Consider the following 19,656-nt stretch of genomic DNA (forward strand, 5'->3'; position numbering starts at 1 on the left):
TTGCTTACTACAACTACGAACGTTTCCAGAAAAAACTCGGCGACCGCTCCCCAGTGGAATACCGGGAAACGATCGCCGCTTAATATACTCTTTTCTTACTGTCTACTTGACGGGGCTATGACCACCCTTACATTTTTTATCCATGTATTTGCGGGTGGTGTCAGCTACGCTAATTACCCTAATACTAGGAGAGATTAAGCCTATTCGCTTATGATGCCGGTGGAAAAGTGTATCATGTAATTCTAAAATTGAGGAACCGAACACTATAAAAATGTCTATGTAGTAATTCGTCGCGAAATTGAAGAAAATGGGCTTTTACAGGGGGAAATTGACTTTCCACCAAACCTGGTTTTGAATGAGCTAACAGAGAACGTTAGCATTCCTGTAGAGCGTTAATTTTCAGCTTTGCATAAAGAAAAGCGCCTCGGTACGATGGGAGTACGCAACGGGTCATAGCCCTTAAAATCCCATCATCCAGGAGGACGCTCTATCATGAAGTTTAAAGCCCAGGAAAAACAAAATCAACTCATTGAAAAAGTTACCCCTCAACATCTTGTCGTCGGAATCGACCCCTTGGACAGGCGTAACGAAGGAATGAGAGGGCATAGACCCGTTGAGATATGGGAGTGAAAACCTCCAGGGGCGGCGTGGAGAATGCGTGCAGTATATGGAATTATATGGGGCTTGCAGCTATCCCCTCTATTTCCTCACGCAATTCATGTTGTCCTGGTCTACTACGAGGGTTGTCTTACGTTCCTTCTGCAATTCTGGAAGGGGTGAAATCCTGCGAATAAGCGAGTATTCGTAAGTAAACTGCATCGTACTGAGGGAGTTCAACAAAACAACAACAGCAGTCTAGGACTTTATTTTCTAGTCCATGGCTGCTGCTTTTCTTTCAATAAGGGTCAGTCTAATACTTATTTTTCGAGAGTTGCCGGATTTTAGTTCAGGGAGCCGCGCTAGATCAATGCCTTCGGTCTAATACTTTATTTTCCGGTATCATTATTCCCTTATGGCCGAAACTCCGCTCGTACGAACGAACGGGGAATCCTCCCGCTTATTTCGTCGTATCCGACCGTTTTCGTTCGTTTCCCGCTAATAAGAAGGAGGTTTTCCCGTCCATGAAGCGGTTGCCGCTCCGGTCAGGTGTATGGAAGGGAGGATTCCACTCCGCGATGGCATCTTCAATAACGGGTTCGAAATGCGCTTGAGTCCGGGATTCTTTTCCCCCGCAGGGCTCCGGTTTCTGCTATAATGAATTCGCCTTCGGGCGCAGCAGGACAACTCACCGAACCGAGGTGTACCGTTCATGGCCTTTCCGAGCGTACGATGGAAGCGCTTCTCCGGAGGCGTTCCGCTCGAGAAACGATTATCCAAGGAAGCCGTCACGACGATCTCGATCCACAGCTTCTTCCAACTGGGAGCGTCGATGTCGGGCGTGTTTCTCAATTTGTACTTATGGCGTCTGACGGAGAGTCTCGCGATCAACGGCTTGTACGCGCTGCTGTCGTACGCCGTCGGCCCGATCGTCTTCGCGATCGGCGGCAAATACGCCAAGACGAAGGATCGGCTGTTCGCGTATCGGCTCGGCATTGCGATGACGGCGTCGTTTTATTTGCTCGTCATTCTCGCCGGCCCCCGGGTGGTCGACTATTATTATGTCTTCGCGTTGCTTGCCGGCGCCTCGGGCGCGTTTTATTGGCTCGGGTACTTAACGCTCATGTACGACGTGTCCACGGACCAGAATCGGATAAGGTATCTGGGCCTCAACTCCATCTGCTTTAATCTCGCGGGGTTGATCGGTCCGGCGACGGCCGGCTATATCATCGGGCTCGCCGACGGGTTGGAAGGGTATATGATCGTCTTTACGATCGCGTTCGTCACGTTCGTCCTCGCCACGATCGGAAGCTTCCGATTGAAGGCGAAGGGCAGCCATCATAAATCGTATTATTTACGGCTGCTGCCGCTCGTGTTCCGCAAGGACGCGTCGTTCCGGCACAGCTTGTTCGGCTGGATGATTCTCGGCTTATATCAAGGGCTGCTATTGTTTCTGCCGAACATTTTGTTGTTCGACGCGCTGGGCCGCGAGGATTGGGTCGGCTATGCGGGCGTCGCGCTGCTCGGCCTGACGATTCTGACGAGCTACCTGCTCTCGCGGTACGCGAAGCCCGAGCTCGCGAAGCGCTACGCGTTGATCGCCGCCTGCGCCTTCACGGCCGGCGCGGCGCTGCTGACGGCGTTCGGCGTTCATGTGTGGACGGTCGCCGCGTTCGCGGTGTCGTATTACGGCTGCATTCCGCTGCTCGTGAACTCCTTCTCCGCGTACCATTACCGCCTGGTCGGCCAGCTGCCGCTGAAGGGCAACCTGCGGGTCGAGACGATCGTCGCCCGCGAGACGTTCATCAACGTCGGGCGCGTCGTCGCGTTGTTCCTCATGATCGCGCTTTCGTCGGATCTGGACAGCCCGTGGATCGGGGCCGTCGTGCTCGGGGCCGCGCTCATGCAGTTCAACTTCGCGTGGATCATCAAGCGGGAGAACCGGGGCGAGCCGTCCGTCCATGCGGCAGGCTCGCATGCTCCTCCAGGAACTCGGAGTACGCCCGGCGCGTAACGCGGGGCTCGTCCTCCGACGCATCGATGTTCCGTGTCTGAGTAGAAAGTAAAAAGGCGTTCACAGCTGCGATTCCTTCCCTTGGGGAAATGCGTCCCTGACCGCCGTCGGCCGGCCCCGTTTGTTCTTCCGATAATCGGTCGGGGCGATGCCCTTCGCTTCCTTAAACATCCGAATGAACGTCTTGTAGGAACCGAAGCCGACCTCGTGCACGATGTCCGTGACGGACATGTCGGTGGAGACGAGCAGGCTGGCCGCTTGGCGAAGACGCAGGTCGTGCACGAATCGGACGAAAGTCTGGCCGGTCGCCTCCTTGATCACCTCGCTCATGCGCGAGGCGCTGAACGAGAAGCGCTTCGCGAGATCGGTCAGCGACAGCTCTTCTTGATAATTGTTGTGGATGTAATGGATGGCGGCCCACGCCGAGCTCTTGCTCCGGGGAGGCCGGACGGGCGATGCGGCCCCGCCCGTCCCTGGCGCCGCCTCGGCTTGATGGCGGTACCGGTCGAACCGGACGAGCGTCTCCACAAGCTTCGCCTTCAGCAGCGTGTCGCGCCACCGTTCCGTCGACATCGTCTCGCGGTACATCTCCTCGATGCGGCCCCGCATCTCCTCCATCGCATCGCCTTGAAGCCTTGCGTACGCAGGCAAGTCGTCCAACCCGGCGAACAGCTCGCCGAAGCCCCCGCTCATGCCGGTCTCGTACAACAAGTCCATTCCGAAATTGCAGTTATATAACACCAATGTGCTTCCCGGGTCCGTGAACAGCTCGTGCACCTGATACGGCAGGATGAAGGTGAACGTGCCCGGCACCATCGGGTGGTTCACGCCGTCGATCGTCTCCGAGCCGCTGCCTTCCACGACGAACGAAAATTCGAGAAAGTCGTGCCGGTGGGCGCGAAACCCGTTCGTCAGCCGATGGAGCCCGAGATGAAACGGGAAGGGCGCGTGCATGTTGGGATACGTCTTCAAGTAACCGGGATAGTGCGTCATGACGAGGGTCCTCCGACTCCGAAAAAATGAGACATTCGCCGAAACGGGCGGTACGTATTTTCGTCCGGGCTCGGTTACCATGATCATAGCAAAAAAACGATTCGCGGGGGATGAAAATCATGAACGGCACGAACAAACTGCGGCTCGGCGTCATCGGCGCCGGCAATATTGGAAACGTTCACTTGAAAGAGTTCTCGAAGCTGTCCGACGCATGCGAAGTTACGGCGGTGACGGACGCTGATTTGCCTCTCGCGGAAGCGCGGGCGAAGGAGTACGGCGTCGGGACGGTCGCCGCATCGGCCGAGGCGCTGATCGCGAGCGAGGACGTTGACGCGGTCGTGATCGGCGTGCCGAACCGATATCATGCCCCGCTGGCGGTGCAAGCGCTCGAAGCCGGCAAGCATGTGCTTCTGGAGAAGCCGATGGCGATCGACGCCGAGGCGGCGCGGACGATCATGCGAGCGGCCGCCGCTTCGGATCGGACGCTGATGATCGCGCATCAGATGCGCTGGGAATCCGTGCCGATGCAGATCAAGGAGCAGGCGCTTCGCGGCGAGCTCGGGCGCATCTATACGGCGAAGACGGGCTGGTACCGCCGGAAAGGCATTCCCGGCTGGGGCACGTGGTTTACGCGGATGAACGAGTCCGGCGGCGGACCGCTCATCGATATCGGCGTCCATATGCTGGACCTGGCGCTGTACTTCATGGGCAATCCGAAGCCGGTATCGGTTTACGGCTCGACGTACGCGGAATTCGGCCCGAAGAAGAAGGGCATCGGGACATGGGGCAAGCCGAACTGGGACGGCGTGTACGACGTGGAGGATCTCGCCACGGCGATGATCAAGATGGAGGACGGTTCGTCCCTGACGCTCGAAGTGAGCTGGGCGGTCCACATGGATACGGACAGCGCGCCGTTCATCCATCTGATGGGCAGCGAGGGCGGCGCTTCGTATCGCGGGGCCCACGGTAAGCTGCTCACGGAGAAGTTCGACCGCCCGCTCGAGACGGAGCTGCGGACGCCGGAGGGCGACGAAGGCGCGCGTCAGCGGCTCAGCCGCCACTTCCTCGAGTGCGTGCGCGAAGGCAAGGAGCCGATCAGTTCGGCGATGACCGGCTTCGCGAACAGCCTCATCCTGGACGCGATCTACGAATCTTCTCGCACAGGGGACGAAGTCAAGTTAAACTGGAATTACTAAGAAAAGAAGAGGTGTCGACATTGAATATGAAAATCGGATTAACGCGCGCCGGGCTCGGCGATATCGGTTCGGACGAGCGCTTCGTCGAGCTGGCGGGCGCTTACGGCTTCCAGACGGTCGATCTGTACGATCCAGTCGGCTTCGTGACGCGCTACGGCGTCGACGGAGCGCGAGAGCTGCTTGCGAAACACGGCGTGGAGGTGAGCTCGATCGGCTTGCCGGTCGAATGGCGGACGACGGACGAGGCGTTCCGGAACGGTCTCGGGAAGCTGCGGGACGCGGCCGAAGCCGCCGCGGCGGTCGGCGTCACGACATGCTGCACGTACATCCTGCCCTCGACGGATTTGCCTGCGGCCCGCTTCATGGCGCAAGCCGTTCGCAGGCTTCGTCTGTGCGCGCAGCTGCTAGGCGCCTACGGCATCCGGCTCGGGCTGGAGTACGTCGGCCCGCATCACCTTCGGACGCAGTGGGCGAATCCGTTCATCTGGACGCAAGAAGAGACGCTGGAGCTCGCCGACGCCATCGCGGAACCGAACGTCGGTTTGCTGCTGGATTCGTATCACTGGTACACGACCGAGATGAAGGCGGACGACATCGCGAAGCTGAAGCCGCATCAGATCGTACATGTGCATCTGAACGACGCGCGCGACGTGCCGGTGTCGGAGGCGCTCGACAACGACCGCGTCCTGCCGGGCGAAGGGGTCATCGACCTCGCGGGCTTCCTGCGCGCGTTGGCGTCGACCGGCTACGCCGGCGCGGTCACGCAAGAGGTGCTGACGAAGTCGCCGCCGACCGAATCGGTCGAGACGCTGCTGGAGCGGTCCAAGGCCGGTTTCGACAAGGCGTTCGCCGCGGCGGGGCTTCGGTAGAGCTTTCATACCTTGCAAGCCCGCCTCGGGGTTTACCGATGGCGGGCGTTTTTTTGTACGGCTGACCAATGTACTAACAATCTAAGTGGCACGGAGAAAAAATGGGGAAAACGCAAAAATGAAGTAATTTGGGCTATGGAGGTATCCTGTAAAAGTTAACACCGGCAATTCCCTCGTATATACCTTGGGACATTACATTGGTACCTGTATCTGTAATTTTATTAATCCAGTTTCAACCTCATATACATTATTTGTGGAAAGCGTTGTTTTTGGGTTTTATTGTTTCCTTTGCGGCGGAACCGTTTTATGCTTGGATCGGTTATTACGACCCAATAAATTGGAAATATATTACTCCCTGCCGATTTACATGTTGATTTATATAGCTGCTCATTGGTTAAGTAAGCGCAAGGGGTTTGACCCTATTAAAAGGTTCGTCGTAAACTTGCTTTCATTCACCCACTAACTTGTTAAGGAGTGGTTTTTTTGCATCCGAACTAATGGAAAATTTATCCAATCTATCAAATGCCCCAATCTATTATTTTATTTCAAACATATAATATGGTGATTGAATGATAGAGGAGGTGAAATATAAATATGCATGGATCGAATGATTTGCCACGGCAGGCCATACCGTATGAAATCAAAGAGGCGGCGGCCGGCCTTATGACTCCTTGGGCTATTGATTTCGCACCGGGTGATCGGATTTTTTTCACGGAACGTCCCGGAAGAATTCGGCTAGTGCGAGACGGAAGGCTTTTGGCGGAGCCTGTTTTCACATTTTCGGCGCCTTTCGTTAACATCGGCGAAGGCGGACTATTAGGATTGGCTGTAGATCCGAAATTTAAAAAAAATCACTATATATATGTCTATCATAGTTATCAGGATGGACTGGAGATCAAAAACCAGGTTGTTCGTTTGGTTGAAAGAAATAACAAGGCGACGATCGATACCGTTTTAATCACAAACATTCCCGGTAACGCAAACCACAATGGCGGACGATTGAACATCGGGCCTGACAAATTACTCTATATTACAACTGGAGATGCCGGAGTACCGACAGCCGCGCAAGACCCTACGAGTTTGGCCGGTAAAATTTTGCGTATTGGACTGGACGGATCCATACCGGAAAGCAATCCCTTTCCCGGTTCGCCTGTTTATAGCTTGGGTCACCGCAACCCTCAAGGGTTGGACTGGTCCCCGCGAACAGATCACCTTTACAGTTCGGAACACGGTCCGGTCGCTAATGATGAAATCAATCTGATTCTCGCCGGTTCGAATTATGGCTGGCCGATTGTTCAAGGGGATGAACGCAGAGAGCCTTTCCAGCCTCCCTTGATTCATAGCGGAGACCAAACATGGGCTCCATCCGGAATGACCTTTGTTTCGAAAGGGCCATGGCAAGGACAGCTATTGGTGGCTAATTTGAGAGGAAGGCAAATTTTAAGATTTAGTATTAAGGGGAAAAACCCTCGTTCCATCCAATTGATTTCGTCGTTTTTCACTTCATTCGGGAGAATTAGAGACGTAGTGGAGGGACCCGACCGATCCATTTATGTAATTACCGGCAATGCAGACGGAAATGATAAACTGTTCCGTTTAAAACCGATAAAGGTTGAAAATAAACGGAACAAGAACAAAGGATAGAATGGCAGTAAGTAATCGCCGGAGCTGGGCGCCGCTGCTCTCCCACGCTTTCGATACGATTCATTCGGGCGTCTACACCCGCGGAGAAGTGACCGTCATGATCCGTCTGTTCAAGTCGCAGCTGAACCGGGAGATGCAGGAGCTTAAGGGCAATCTTCAGGAGGTATGTTCCTCCGTAGGGGCCCGAAGGCTGCAGGCGGTTCCGGAGGAGCCCGAGTGGGCGATACAAACGAAGAACGCGTTGTTCGACGTGCTCCGGGACGCGGACCGGGAGCTGCAGAAGCTGAGAATGGACCGTGAGAGCTACCATCTAGCCGCGAAGGTGCGCGAATATATCGGGGAGCACTTCGCGAACCCCGACCTGTCGCTCTCCCACGTCGGAGACGCCTTCGGCGTCAACCAGAAGACGTTAAGCCGCATCTTCAAGGAGGAGTTCGGGGCGAAGTTCGTCGATTATCTCGCGAAGGTGCGGGTGGAGCGAGCGAGGGGGCTGCTGACGGAGACGGCGGAGCCCATCCAATCGATCGCCGAGAAAATCGGATATCTGTATCCGATGTCGTTCATCCGCGTATTCAAGAAGGTCGAAGGCGTGACGCCGGGCGATTACCGCAAGGACGCCGGCGCGAAAATAACCGAAGAGAAACCGTAACCGCCCCGATGGCCCTGCGCCGCGGGGCGGTTTTCCTTTCCCGTATACAAGAAAGATGAATATTGCCGGAACCGGCGGCAGAGGGGTACTGTGAGGTCGATCACACATCGACTTCTGCCGAAAGGAGAACGAACCTTGCAACCCAATCACGCGATCGCTGCAGAAGCGAAGAAGCCCGAGTCCGGCGCGAACCGGCGTCCGTTCTGGCGGAACCGAATCGTCAGGCAAAACATTCCGCTCTGGACGATGTTCTTGCCGGTCGTAGCTTTCTATCTGATTTTCAAGTACACCCCCATGTTCGGCCTGATCATCGCTTTCAAGAACTATACCTTCTACGAGGGCATCCTGGGCAGTCAATGGGTGGGGCTGGACAACTTCAACAACCTGTTCACGCAGGCGCAGTCGGTACAGATTATTCGGAACACGCTGATGCTCAGCGTCTTTACGGTGTTCGTCGGCTTTCCGTTCCCGATCCTGCTCGCGATTCTGCTGAACGAGGTGCGCCGGGCCTGGTTCAAGCGCATGATCCAGACGCTCGTCTACCTGCCGCACTTCTTCTCCTGGGTCGTCGTCGGCGGCATCGTGATCACGCTCTTCTCGCAGAGCGGCGTCGTCAACGCGCTGACGAATCGGCTGTTCGGCGGCGAACCGTTCGCTTATCTGTACAGCGAATGGGCGTGGATCTCGATCTTCCTCGGCTCCGGCATCTGGAAGGAAGCGGGCTTCAGCGCCATCATCTATCTGGCGGCGCTGACGGTCATCGAGCCGAGCTTGTACGAGGCGGCCAGCATCGACGGCGCGGGGACGGTGAAGGCGCTGGCGCCGGGCGCGACCGTCATTACGGCGACGTACGGCTCTGCGGTCGCCATGTTCGCGCTCGAGGTGCTGCCGGACCGCACCCCGCCGGCATGGTCCGAGGGCGCGGCGCTGACCGCTGCCGACGTCATGCCGATGGCGATGACGCTGCATTGGCCGGCGGCGATCGATGCCGCGGGCGTCGATCGTTACGAGCTGTCGATGGATGGGCAGACGGTCGCGGTCGTCCCCGGAAGCGAGCTGGAGCATCGCGTGACGGGGTTGTCGGCGAACAAAGTATACGCGTTCGAGCTTATCGCGGTCGACGCCGGCGGCTTGCGCAGCGCGCCGTTGTTCGCGGCGCGGCGGTCGCTGCCGGCGCCGCCGAACGGCCCGAGCAACGGACGCGGTCCCGAGTTCGGACATGAACAGGGGAACGGGCCTCGCGGACTCGGCGACTGACATTTGTCATCAAACGGTAACATTGCCGTTACGGCGCTCTAATATTGGGCATGTATTATAAATGGCAAGACCCCCTTTTTGAAATATATCTTGGGACCTGACGCTTCGGCGGCCAGGTCCACTTTTTTTTGTGGGGAGCGGCATGTCGGGACCGGGTTCCTCTTTCGCGAGTGCTTCTCCCCGGCTTTCTTACGTTTCGTCGTTCTCCCCTTCGTATAGGCCGTCGTACTTACATCTCCTTAGGTTGGTGAAATTGAGGCTAAAGCGGCGGATGGCGGGGGGAACGGCGCGCAAAAAAAACTACGACCGACCAATTAACTAACAAGGATTTCCATGTGCCTCTGTCGAAGTATTCATTACCCACTTTGATGGAGGTTTCTTTATGCCACTACCGAAGAATCGTATCGTACCAACGGATAAAATATACTTCAGACCTGAGTTTGAGCACTGCCTTCATTGCGGTGCCAAGTTAAAGAGAAGTCATACTGCTTGGAAAAAGAACATCTCCACTCTTCATGGGGTCATACAGGCTTGGAGCATGGCTTATGTTTGTTCCAATGTGAACTGCGAGTATCGGAGCACATACTACAAGTCCGCGGAAGCGGATCTGCTTGCTATGAAACATACCTCATACGGCTTCGACGTGCTTGCTCTAGTAGGTCAACTCAGGTTCAAGCAACACATGACGATCGCCGAGATCACTGAAGAACTCACGGAACGTGGGATTGCCACATCCGAGCGTAATTCCCAACGCTTGTATGAGCGGTATCTAACGTTGCTGCGTTCTAGCGTCACGGATCACGTGAAGGATGAACTCAAGCAAGTTGTAGAAACGAACAGCGGAATCATGATCTCCATGGACGGCGTTCAACCCGAGAAGGGAAACGAGACGTTGTACGTAGTCCGGGAAGTGTTTAGCGGCACTATTCTAGTTGCGAAGAGTGTGAAGAGCAGTTCAACGGCCGAACTTAAAGAACTCATACAACCGATCATCGATCTTGGCTTTCCCATCATTGGAATTGTTACGGATGGTCAGCAGTCCATCCGGTTGGCTATGGAGGAGTTGCTTCCCGACGTTCCGTATCAGTACTGCCAGTATCACTACTTGAAGGACATTGCCAAGCCCATCGTCGATCTGGATCGCAAGCTCAAGACAGGCATAAAGAAGAGCCTGCGCGGTATTCGAGAGATCGAAAGAATACTCGACAAGAGTACTTCTGAAGAATCCGAAGTTGTGAAGGATTACTTGGCAGCCGTCCGCTCTGTGCTCCTCGAAGACGGTAACCCTCCATTAGACTTGCCCGGCATTCGGATCTACGAAACTGCCGAAGTCATTCAGGCATCTCTCCAAACATGCCTGGATAAAAAAGGGGCCCTCGCTACTCCAAAACGTATTCAGAATATTCAACAAACTGAGTGAATTCCGCGGGCTCTATGAAGAGGTAAAGCGCTGGTCGCAACCTTTGCATCACGTGGCAAACATCTTAAACCCAACGCTCGACCAATCCAGCGAGTCCGTACAGCTACAAATGAATTGTCTTTTGAATTGGCTCGAGCAAACGTACACCGAAGAAGCCGACCAACTCATGGTTAAAAACTTCATGAGCTACACAAAAGGCTTTTGGAAAGGGCTCTTTACTTGCTACGACCACCCTCATGTCCCCCGTACCAACAACGACCACGAAAGATTTTTTAGAAAGACCAAAACACGTCATCGGCGAATGACAGGATTGAGAAGCTGGAACGAATACATCGTTCGTTCCGGGGAGTTTGTTGTCTTCGTCGATGATGCCCTCCGTCAGAAGGACGTCCTTAAACGACTTCAAAGCGTTAGTTACAATGTGTTCCGAGAAGAACGTATTCGGTGGTCCAATCGCTTGGAAGAAACAACAAAGCGTCGCCGCTTCCGCCGCGACCCACAAAAGTACCTTCAAGAGGCTGAATCCAAGTATTGTGCGTTAATTGGTCAGTCGTAGAAAAAAAAGCGGCACTGACACCGGAACGTATCCGATGTCTGTGCCGCTTCCTGTGCCGCTTCCTATGCCGCGTCGATCTACAGCTCCACCAACACGCGCTCGCGGCGGCGGAAGTAGCACCATTCGCGGAAGCCGATTTCCTTGAGCCGTCCGCGGACGAACTCCCAATCGTCGGCGACCCGCTCGGGCACGTGCGCGTCCGAGCCGAACGTCACCTTCACGCCATGGAACAAAGCGCGCTCGAGCATGTCGTCGGCGGGGTACCAGCCGCCGACGTCTTTCATTTTCCCCGAAGTGTTGATCTCGATGGCGATGTCGCATTCCCCGATCAGCTGCAGCGTCTTGTCGACCGCCTCCGTCTGAATGTCCGAGAACGCCGGGTAATACGCCTTCATCGCGTCGATATGTCCGAGGATGTCGAACATGCCGCTCTTCGCCGAATGGCCGATCAGCTCGTAATACCGCTCCTTGGTTTGCTGCTTCTGCTTCTCGGTCAGCTTCTTCCACCGGTTGCGGTTGAAGATGGAGACGCCTTCGACCTGATGGACGGAGCCGATAATGTAATCGAACGGATATTTGGCGTAGATGCCGCGGTATTTCTCCGCATGTTCGGGGAAGAAGTCCGATTCGACGCCCAGCAGCACTTCGATGCGCCCGGCGTACTTCGCCTTCAGCTGAAGCACCTCGTTCACGTAGTTCGCGAATTCGCTCGTCGCCATGGCGATTCCCGGGTTCGGGTGATCGTCCTTGTGGCCGAAATACGGCGAATGATCCGAAATGCCGATCGCGGCGACGCCCTTCTCGATCGCGGCTTCGATATATCGTTCGATCGGGCCGTCCGCGTGGCCGCATCGTTCGTGATGCGTATGTAAGTCGAACATCATGACGCGATTCCTCCTATTCCGAGCCGATGAAATGGGTCTCCGGCATGCCTTTCAGGTCGCTCAAAAATTGCCGCATCGCGGAATTCAGATAGCGCCCCGTTTTCGTGATGACTCCGACGGGGTGGGCGATCTCCAGCTCGTTGACTTGAATCATCTTCAACGTTCCGAGCCGCAGCTCGCTGGCGATGGACATCTTGGAAATGACGGTCGCGCCCATGTTCAATTCGACCATCCGCTTCACTTCCTCGCTGCTCGACAGCTCCATCACGACCTTCGGCACGATGCCGTGCTTCTCGAAGACGCTGTCGACGAACCGCCGGCCGATCGTATCGGGCGACAACATAATGAACGACACGTCGGCGAGCGCCGACAGCGGCAGATGTTTATGAGCCGCCAGCGGATGCTCCGGCGAGACGACGAGCTCGAACGTGTCGTAATACAGCGTCGAAGTGACGAGGCTCGGCGTCTTCTCGACCAAGTAGGCGATGCCGATGTCGACGGTCCCGTTTTCCACGCTGGTCATGATTTGCAAAGACGGCATCGTATGAATCGAGGTCTGGATATGCGGGTATTGGTTGTTGAAATACGAGAAGATGCGCGGCAGGATCTGCATCGCGATCGACGTCGTCGTGCCGAGCCGAATATGGCCTTGCGGCGTCGCGTCGATGTCGCTGAGTCTCATCTTCAGCTCGTCGACGATGGCGAGAATTTTCTCGGCTTGCTCGAGGAACAGCACGCCCGCGTCGGTCAGCGTCACCGGCTGGTTCCGGTCGACGAGCACGGTCCCGAATTCGTCTTCGAGGCTCTTGATTTGCGCGGATACGGCGGGCTGCGTCAAATTCAGCACCTCGCCGGCTTTCCGGAAGCTCATCGTCTTGGATATCGTAATCAGGGTCTCCAGTTGGTTTAAGTTCATGCGGAACGCCCCCCTCTCAGCCAACATCAATTATATTACAAAAGATTAACAAAGAAAAAGGTACCCCCGCGCGTCCCCATCAAGTAAAATGTAAGCATTATCAAAAGGCCGCGAAGGAGAAACGATGCCGATGGATCAGAAGAAAACGGTAAGGGCGTGGGTGCTCTACGATTGGGCGAACTCGGCCTATTCGACGACGATGGTGGCGGCGGTGCTGCCGATCTTCTTCGTCAGCGTGCCGGGCGCGGGAGTCGGCGACGCGGCGGCGTCGTACTGGGCGTACACGCAGTCGGCCGCGATGTTTCTATTAGTGCTGCTGTCCCCGATTCTCGGGGCGGTGGCGGACGTATCCGGTTCCAAAAAGAAGCTGCTCGGCATATTCATGGCGCTCGGCGTCATGTCGACGGCGCTGTACGCGCTCGTCGGGGAAGGGCAGCTATGGTTCGCGGTCGTCTTGACGCTGCTCGGCGTCATCGGCAACAGCGGCGCGAATAGCTTCTACGACGCGCTGCTGCCGGGCATCGCGAAGCCGGCGGACCGCGATCGGGTATCGGCGCAAGGGTATGCTTACGGCTATCTTGGAGGCGGATTGCTGTTGGCGGTCAACCTGATGATGGTGCAGAAGCCCGAGTGGTTCGGGCTGGATACGCTCGGCGGGACCCGACTCGCCTTCCTGTCCGTGGCGATCTGGTGGCTGGTCTTCTCGATCCCGCTCTTCCGCCGCGTGCCGGAGACGAAGCCGGAGACGGCGATCCGCGCCGGACAATCGATCGGCTTGGCGTTCCGCCGGTTGGGCTCGACGCTTCGAGGCTTAAAGAACTATCCGGAGCTGCTGAAATATTTGATCGCGTTCTGGTTGTTCAGCGACGGCATCGGCACGATCATCCGGATGGCGACGGTGTATGGGGAAACCATCGGCATCGGCACGTCGCACCTGATCACGGCGCTGCTTATTACGCAATTCGTCGGTTTTCCGTGCGCGATTCTGTTCGGCAGGCTGGCCGGCCGGTTCGGCGCGAAATCTTCGCTGTACGCGTCGCTCTGCATCTATGTCGTCATTACGATTCTCGGGTATTTCATGACGAACGCGACGCATTTCTACCTGCTCGCCGTCATGGTCGGCTTCGTGCAAGGCGGCAGCCAAGCGCTGGCGCGCTCGATCTTCACGCGTCTGATCCCGGTCGGCCGCGAGGCCGAATATTTCGGCTTCATGAGCGTATGGAATAAGTTCGCCGGCATTATGGGGCCGGCCGTCTTCGGGTACGTCAACATGCTCGGCAACAGCCGCCTCGGCATTCTTGCGTTGATCGCCTTCTTCGTCCTCGGCATCGCCGTGCTCGCTTTCGTCGATCTCGACAAGGGCGAGCGGGAAGCGGCCCGGGCCGGCGGCGACGTTCCGCCGCGCGACCCGGCGCTATCGGTATAACAAGGTTTCCTTACCGGTCGGAGGCTAAGCCCGTCTCGTAGGAGAGATCGCCGAGCGCCGCCTCGAAGGCACGCCACGCGTCTCCGGCGTCGGCCGCGCCGCCGCCGCCGGCGCGGCTTGCGGCGAGCCATGCGGCCGCCGCCCCGAGCAGGCGCTCGCCGTCGTCCAGCGCGCGCTCCCAGACGTCCCAGAACGATTCCTGGGACGTCTTTATTTTGTCCGCGGGCGGACTCCAAAGCGCGCGGCGATCGTTCATCGGGTCGAGCGCGGCGTCCCGTCGACCGGGCACGAACGGCTCGATCGCGCCGGCGAGCAGCTTCGTCTTGAGGCCGGACGGATCGTGGAACAAGGAGAACGCCGTCAGCATGTCGCGGTAGCTCCGCTGCCATAGGCCGTCGAGGAACGGCGTATCGGACTCGGGATACGTACGGCGCACGGCGTCTTCGACCAGCTTCGCGACGCCGCCCGGAAGCGTCTTGCCGGCGTCGAGCGTCGGCCGGACGGGCGCCCGCGACGTGTCGACGCCGCGGAGCCGCTCCGCGACGTACGTATCGATCGCGGTCTCGAGCCGCTGGTGGTCGCGCTTCTTCTCGCCCTGCCGGGCGAAGACGAACGGGTGCGCGATCCGATCGAGCGCATGATGCGCCAGCCAGCCGAGCGCGTAGACGGCGCGCGGATCGTTCGGGGCGGCGCCGTCGCAGCCCTGCAGCAGGTTGCGCAGGAAGGCGCCGCAGCGGCTCTTGTGCAGCAGGCCGCCGAGCGCGTCGGAGCGGGCGGACTCCGTTTTGGTCCAGGGGAAGAAACGATGGTAAAACAACGGGTCGGGTCCTTGGCAGCCGAACCGAAACAGCGGGCCGAGCGCGGGATCCCCCTCGAGGATTCCCGTCAGGGACAACCGCTCCAGAAGGATTTCCCCGTAGATCGAATGCGTCCATACATTGGGCATGCGCATTCCCTCCTATACTTGTCGGAAAATGTCGGTTATAATAGACCATATTACATAGCAACTAGTTCGAAAGGTCGAACTTGATCCGCATGGAGGTAGCAAGCGAATGAACCACGAATATGTCCACCCGTTCTTGGAGTCCGCGCGAATCGTTATCGAACAAGTGGCCGGCGTCAAGCCGTCCGCCGGCGAGTTCGGCATTAAGGAAATCACGAAGCACCATGAGTACCTGTGGATTCATATCGGCCTGACCGGACAGATGAACGGCGATATTATTTACGGCTTGCACGAGTCGGTCGCGCTGAAGATGGTATCCGCGATGATGGGCGGTTACGTCTTGGACGAGCTCGGCGAGATGGGACATAGCGCGATCTCGGAGCTGAGCAATATGATCAGCGGCAATGCGAGCACGATGCTGTACAATCAAGGCGTTCGCGTCGACATTACGCCGCCGAAGATTCTCAGCTCGACGGACGGACAGGGAATCGAGGCGACCAAGGTGCTGTCGATCCCGCTCACGATGGAAGGCATCGGCGAACTTGACATTCAGCTGTTAATCGCGTAATCATTCAAAGCGAGGGCTCCTCGCTTTTTTTTGTTGTTCGGGAGGAAAGATAATGATGGGTACTGTGCAATACGACGGCAAGATCGCGGTCGTGACCGGCGCGTCCGGCGGCATCGGCGGGGCCGTCGCCGAGGCGCTCCACGAACGGGGCGCGCACGTCGTGCTGGCGGCGCGGTCCGTCGACAAGCTGAACGACTTCGCCGGGAAGCTCGGAAGCCGGGCGACGGCGATCGCGCTCGACGTCGCGGACGAACGCTCGGTCGCCCGAGCGTTCGAGGAGATCGAGGCTCGGTTCGGCCGCGTCGACCTGCTCGTGAACAACGCGGGCTTCGGTCGGTTCGAGCTGGTTGCGGACGCGCCGGCGGATTCGTTCGAATCGATGATGAACGTCAATTATTTCGGAACCGTGCGATGCACCCGGGCGGCGCTGCCCGGCATGCTGTCGCGGCGCGAAGGATGGATCGTCAACGTGGCGTCGATCGCCGGGAAGACCGCTACCGCGAAGTCGGCCGGCTATGCTGCGACGAAGCACGCGGTGCTCGGCTTCACGAACGCGCTGCGCCAGGAGCTGCACGGCACCGGAATTCGCGTCGTGGCGGTCAACCCGGGACCGGTGCGCACGGCGTTCTTCGACCTCGCGGACCCGGAAGGCGGCTATGTGAACGGCGTGAAGTCGATGATGGTGACGCCGGAGCGGGTCGCGCGAGAGACGCTCGCCGGGCTCGACCGGGGCCGGGCGGAAGTGAACGTGCCCGGCTGGCTCGGCGCCGCGGCGCGATTGTCCCAGGCGCTTCCGATCGGGCTCGTGAACGCGTTCTCGGCGCGCTTTCTTAAGTTGAAGTAGGCGGCGTCTGCGCGCGTTTGCGCTCGTTCAGCGCCTTGACGTCCTCGAACAGCTCGCGAACGGCGAGCTTGGCTTCGGGATGCGACGCGTTCCAGTGGTTCGCGAGCGCGGGCATCGTCTTGTGGATATGGCTGTAGAGCGCCCACAGCTTCACCTTCTCCACCGCGTCCGGGGACGTGTCGCCGATCAACAGATCGGCGTAGGTTTCTATTAAAGCGTCGAACGATTGCCGCAGGGATGGATCGTTGAGCAGCTTCATGGCGGTTCTCCTTTGCGCGAGGTAGTCGAGTTCGAGTCCAGTCTATCGTACATAAGTTGAAGGTGTCAAAGCGATCGAACCAATATGAAATCCGGAGGATGTATATGAACGAGAACGAAGTAGAACCCGATTTGGATCATGAAAAGGAAGCGCCCCGCGATTCGGCACCCGCGACGGCGTCGTTCGCCGAGCTTGGGGTGAAGGGGCCTTGGGTCGAGCGGCTTGCGAGCCGGGGCATCGCGAACGCGGCGCCGATTCAAGCGGTCGGCGTGCCGGCGCTGCTCGCGGGAAGCGACGCCGTCATTCGCTCCCGCACGGGGACCGGGAAGACGCTGGCGTTCCTGCTGCCGGCGCTCGAGAAGATCGACCCGACGCTCGACAAGCTGCAGGCGGTCGTCTTGACGCCGACGGCGGAGCTCGCGATGCAGATCGCGAAGGAAGCGTCGGAGCTCGTCGAGGGGACGAAGCTGCGGACGCTCGCGCTGATCGGCGGCGCTTCGCTGCAGCGGCAGCTGGACAAGTTGAAAACCCATCCGCAGCTCGTCGTCGGTACGCCGGGGCGCATTCAAGAGATTCTAACCATTAAGAAGCTCAAGATGAGCGAAGTGCGCCTCATCGTGCTCGACGAGGCGGACCAGACGTTCGCGCTCGGCGCCGCGGGCAGCGGGGGCGAGGCGGAGCGCATTCTGGCCGCGGTGCCGGCGTCCGCGCAGCGGGTGTTCTGCTCGGCGACGATGCCGGAAGCGGCCGCCGCCGTCGTCGCGAAGTGGACGAAGAACGCGGTGTGGGTCGAGGCGGAGCCGCAGGGCGAGGAAGCTTCGCAGCGTCTGCCGTCGACGGTGACGCATTCGTACGTCGTCTCGGAAGAGCGCGACCGGATCGACACGGTGCGCCGGCTGCTTCGAACGCTGCAGCCGAAGGCCGCGATGCTGTTCGTCAATCAGACGGAATCGATCGCGGAGGTGGAGGCGAAGCTGCAGTACCACGGGCTGCAGGTAGAGGCGATCTACGGCGATCAGCCGAAGCAGGAGCGGACGGCGGTCATGCGCCGATTCCGCAGCGGCAAGCTGAAGCTGCTGCTCGCGACGGACGTCGCGGCGCGCGGGCTGGACGCGGCGGACGTGACGCATGTCATCCACGTCGATCCGCCGCTGGACGCGGAGCGCTACTTGCATCGCGCCGGACGGACGGGGCGGATGGGGCGCCGCGGCGAGTCGGTGCTCGTGCTGACGCCGAACCGGACGTTCATCGCGTCGAAGTTCGCGGAACAGCTGGGAATCGAGATCAAGGAGAAGAAGCTGCAGGGCGGCGAGCTGAAGGAGCGGCGGACGTACTTTCCGCCGACGGCGCCGGCGCCTGCGTCGCGTGCGGGCGAGCGCGCAGGCGCGCGGCCGACGGATCGCGCGGCACGGCAGGGCGAGCGCGCAGGCACGCGGCCGACGGATCGCGCGGCACGGCCGGGAGAGCGAAGCGGTGCGCGGCCGACGGATCGCGCGGTACGACCGGGCGAGCGCAGCGGTACGCGGCCGACGGATCGCGCGGCACGGCCGGGCGAGCGCGCAGACACGCGGCCGACGGATCGCGCGGCACGGCCGGGCGAGCGCGCAGGCACGCGGCCGACGGATCGCGCGGCACGGCCGGGCGAGCGCGCAGGCACGCGGCCGACGGATCGCGCGGCGCGTCCGGATGAGCGCGCAGGCACGCGGCCGACGGATCGCGCGGCGCGACCGGGCGAGCGCGCAGACACGCGGCCGACGGATCGCGCGGCGCGATCGGGCGAGCGCGCAGGCACGCGGCCGACGGATCGCGCGGCGCGACCGGGCGAGCGCAACGGCAAGAACGTTTCGATCGGCGCGGCACGGCCCGTCCATCGCGGCGCGAAGCCCGCCGCGAGGACCGGCAAAGCGCCGGCGGCGGCTCCCGTCGCCAAGGAACGCGCGCGCGACAAGAAAAACAAAGGCGCCCCTCGTTGGCTGAAGGACAAGCGGGAGGGCAACGGAGGCGAATCGGATGGCGGTACCCCAAAAGGTTAAGCCCGTGCGGCGCGCCTTCGCCCCGCTCCTGTGGCTTCTCGTCATTGCGGGGCTGCTCGTCGGGGGAATGGCGGCGTACGTCTCAACGGAGCCCCCGCTCGACTGGTCGTCGCAGGGCGGCCCGGATCTCGCCGAGAAAGTTCGGGGCATGATCGCCTCGAAGTCGCTGTCCGCCGCGATTACGGAGGCGGAGCTGAACGCGCTCGTGAAGGCGAACCTTTACGAAGAACGGCGGCTCGGCGAACAAGCGGAAATGACCGGCGCCGACGTCGCGCTGGACGGCGACACGCTGATCGTACGTACCGACGTGACGATCGCCGGGAGCATCCGCCTGCCGCTCACCCACCGCTTCCGACTCGAGTGGGAGAAGCCCGACGTGAAGGCGACGCACGTCTCGACCGCGCTGAAGGACATCCCGCTTCCAGCGTCGCTGCTCGCGATCGGCACCATTCGCGTGCCGCTCGCCTTCGACGCGCGCATCCCGGCCGAGATCGAGACGGTCTCGTTCGAAGAAGGCGAGGTCCGGCTCAAGTTGAAGTTGGTGAATCCTTTCTTTTAAAACACGCAAAAAAATGGCAGTCCAGGCGA

Annotated in this window: 19 protein-coding genes; 14 read left to right on the forward strand and 5 right to left on the reverse strand. The window is 59.0% G+C overall.

Annotated features, from left to right (window positions below; translation table 11 throughout):
• Positions 1-492 precede the first annotated feature (492 nt).
• Positions 493-630 (forward strand): hypothetical protein, encoded by a 138-nt coding sequence (locus RIN49_RS24280; protein ID WP_309122736.1) that lies wholly within the window; start codon positions 493-495, stop codon positions 628-630.
• 679 nt (positions 631-1,309) lie between these two features.
• Complete coding sequence (locus RIN49_RS24285) at positions 1,310-2,611, forward strand: MFS transporter (RefSeq protein ID WP_309122737.1); 1,302 nt, start codon at positions 1,310-1,312, stop codon at positions 2,609-2,611.
• Positions 2,612-2,671: 60 nt separating this feature from the next.
• Here the strand turns inward: RIN49_RS24285 and RIN49_RS24290 are convergent, their stop codons facing one another.
• A complete protein-coding gene (locus RIN49_RS24290; RefSeq protein ID WP_309122738.1) occupies positions 2,672-3,604 on the reverse strand; it encodes a helix-turn-helix domain-containing protein in 933 nt (310 codons plus the stop codon).
• Positions 3,605-3,723: 119 nt separating this feature from the next.
• Here RIN49_RS24290 and RIN49_RS24295 point away from each other — a divergent pair, with 119 nt between their 5' ends.
• The 7 genes from RIN49_RS24295 to RIN49_RS28895 all read left to right on the forward strand — a co-directional run bounded on the left by RIN49_RS24295 (position 3,724) and on the right by RIN49_RS28895 (position 11,195).
• On the forward strand, positions 3,724-4,800 hold the full coding sequence (locus RIN49_RS24295) for a Gfo/Idh/MocA family protein (protein WP_309122739.1): 1,077 nt from the start codon (positions 3,724-3,726) through the stop codon (positions 4,798-4,800).
• Positions 4,801-4,826: 26 nt separating this feature from the next.
• Complete coding sequence (locus RIN49_RS24300; RefSeq protein WP_309122740.1) at positions 4,827-5,669, forward strand: sugar phosphate isomerase/epimerase family protein; 843 nt, start codon at positions 4,827-4,829, stop codon at positions 5,667-5,669.
• A gap of 594 nt (positions 5,670-6,263) precedes the next feature.
• A complete protein-coding gene (locus RIN49_RS24305) occupies positions 6,264-7,313 on the forward strand; it encodes a PQQ-dependent sugar dehydrogenase (protein WP_309122741.1) in 1,050 nt (349 codons plus the stop codon).
• Position 7,314: 1 nt separating this feature from the next.
• A complete protein-coding gene (locus RIN49_RS24310) occupies positions 7,315-7,962 on the forward strand; it encodes a helix-turn-helix transcriptional regulator (protein ID WP_309122742.1) in 648 nt (215 codons plus the stop codon).
• Positions 7,963-8,097: 135 nt separating this feature from the next.
• Positions 8,098-9,219 carry an ABC transporter permease subunit gene (locus RIN49_RS24315; protein ID WP_375295281.1) on the forward strand — a complete coding sequence of 374 codons (1,122 nt, stop codon included), beginning with the start codon at positions 8,098-8,100 and terminating at the stop codon, positions 9,217-9,219.
• A gap of 382 nt (positions 9,220-9,601) precedes the next feature.
• On the forward strand, positions 9,602-10,639 hold the full coding sequence (locus RIN49_RS24320) for a transposase (protein ID WP_309122743.1): 1,038 nt from the start codon (positions 9,602-9,604) through the stop codon (positions 10,637-10,639).
• A 109-nt stretch (positions 10,640-10,748) separates the two neighbouring features.
• Positions 10,749-11,195, forward strand: coding sequence for an IS66 family transposase (locus RIN49_RS28895; protein ID WP_375295283.1), 447 nt, complete (start codon positions 10,749-10,751; stop codon positions 11,193-11,195).
• 77 nt (positions 11,196-11,272) lie between these two features.
• Here the strand turns inward: RIN49_RS28895 and RIN49_RS24330 are convergent, their stop codons facing one another.
• Entirely contained in the window at positions 11,273-12,079 is an 807-nt protein-coding gene (locus RIN49_RS24330) for a histidinol-phosphatase (protein WP_309122745.1), read from the reverse strand.
• Positions 12,080-12,092: 13 nt separating this feature from the next.
• On the reverse strand, positions 12,093-12,995 hold the full coding sequence (locus RIN49_RS24335; protein ID WP_309122746.1) for a LysR family transcriptional regulator: 903 nt from the start codon (positions 12,993-12,995) through the stop codon (positions 12,093-12,095).
• 130 nt (positions 12,996-13,125) lie between these two features.
• On the opposite strand from RIN49_RS24335, the gene RIN49_RS24340 reads away from it, so the two are divergent.
• A complete protein-coding gene (locus RIN49_RS24340) occupies positions 13,126-14,421 on the forward strand; it encodes an MFS transporter (protein WP_309122747.1) in 1,296 nt (431 codons plus the stop codon).
• 10 nt (positions 14,422-14,431) lie between these two features.
• On the opposite strand, the gene RIN49_RS24345 is transcribed toward RIN49_RS24340, so the two are convergent.
• Complete coding sequence (locus tag RIN49_RS24345; RefSeq protein WP_309122748.1) at positions 14,432-15,367, reverse strand: zinc dependent phospholipase C family protein; 936 nt, start codon at positions 15,365-15,367, stop codon at positions 14,432-14,434.
• A 106-nt stretch (positions 15,368-15,473) separates the two neighbouring features.
• Between RIN49_RS24345 and RIN49_RS24350 the strand changes: the two genes are divergently transcribed.
• A complete protein-coding gene (locus tag RIN49_RS24350; protein WP_309122749.1) occupies positions 15,474-15,932 on the forward strand; it encodes a chemotaxis protein CheX in 459 nt (152 codons plus the stop codon).
• Positions 15,933-15,984: 52 nt separating this feature from the next.
• Entirely contained in the window at positions 15,985-16,776 is a 792-nt protein-coding gene (locus RIN49_RS24355) for an SDR family NAD(P)-dependent oxidoreductase (RefSeq protein WP_309122750.1), read from the forward strand.
• Here the strand turns inward: RIN49_RS24355 and RIN49_RS24360 are convergent.
• Positions 16,763-17,035 carry a YusU family protein gene (locus RIN49_RS24360; RefSeq protein ID WP_309122751.1) on the reverse strand — a complete coding sequence of 91 codons (273 nt, stop codon included), beginning with the start codon at positions 17,033-17,035 and terminating at the stop codon, positions 16,763-16,765. The genes RIN49_RS24355 and RIN49_RS24360 overlap by 14 nt on opposite strands.
• Before the next feature lie 104 nt (positions 17,036-17,139).
• On the opposite strand from RIN49_RS24360, the gene RIN49_RS24365 reads away from it, so the two are divergent.
• Positions 17,140-19,068, forward strand: a complete 1,929-nt coding sequence (locus RIN49_RS24365) for a DEAD/DEAH box helicase (protein ID WP_309122752.1) — start codon at positions 17,140-17,142, stop codon at positions 19,066-19,068.
• Positions 19,046-19,627 carry a hypothetical protein gene (locus RIN49_RS24370; RefSeq protein WP_309122753.1) on the forward strand — a complete coding sequence of 194 codons (582 nt, stop codon included), beginning with the start codon at positions 19,046-19,048 and terminating at the stop codon, positions 19,625-19,627. The genes RIN49_RS24365 and RIN49_RS24370 overlap by 23 nt, the downstream gene beginning before the upstream one ends.
• The last annotated feature ends 29 nt before the right edge of the window (positions 19,628-19,656 follow it).

Source organism: Paenibacillus sp. (genome assembly GCF_031177825.1).
Classification (GTDB): domain Bacteria; phylum Bacillota; class Bacilli; order Paenibacillales; family YIM-B00363; genus Paenibacillus_AE.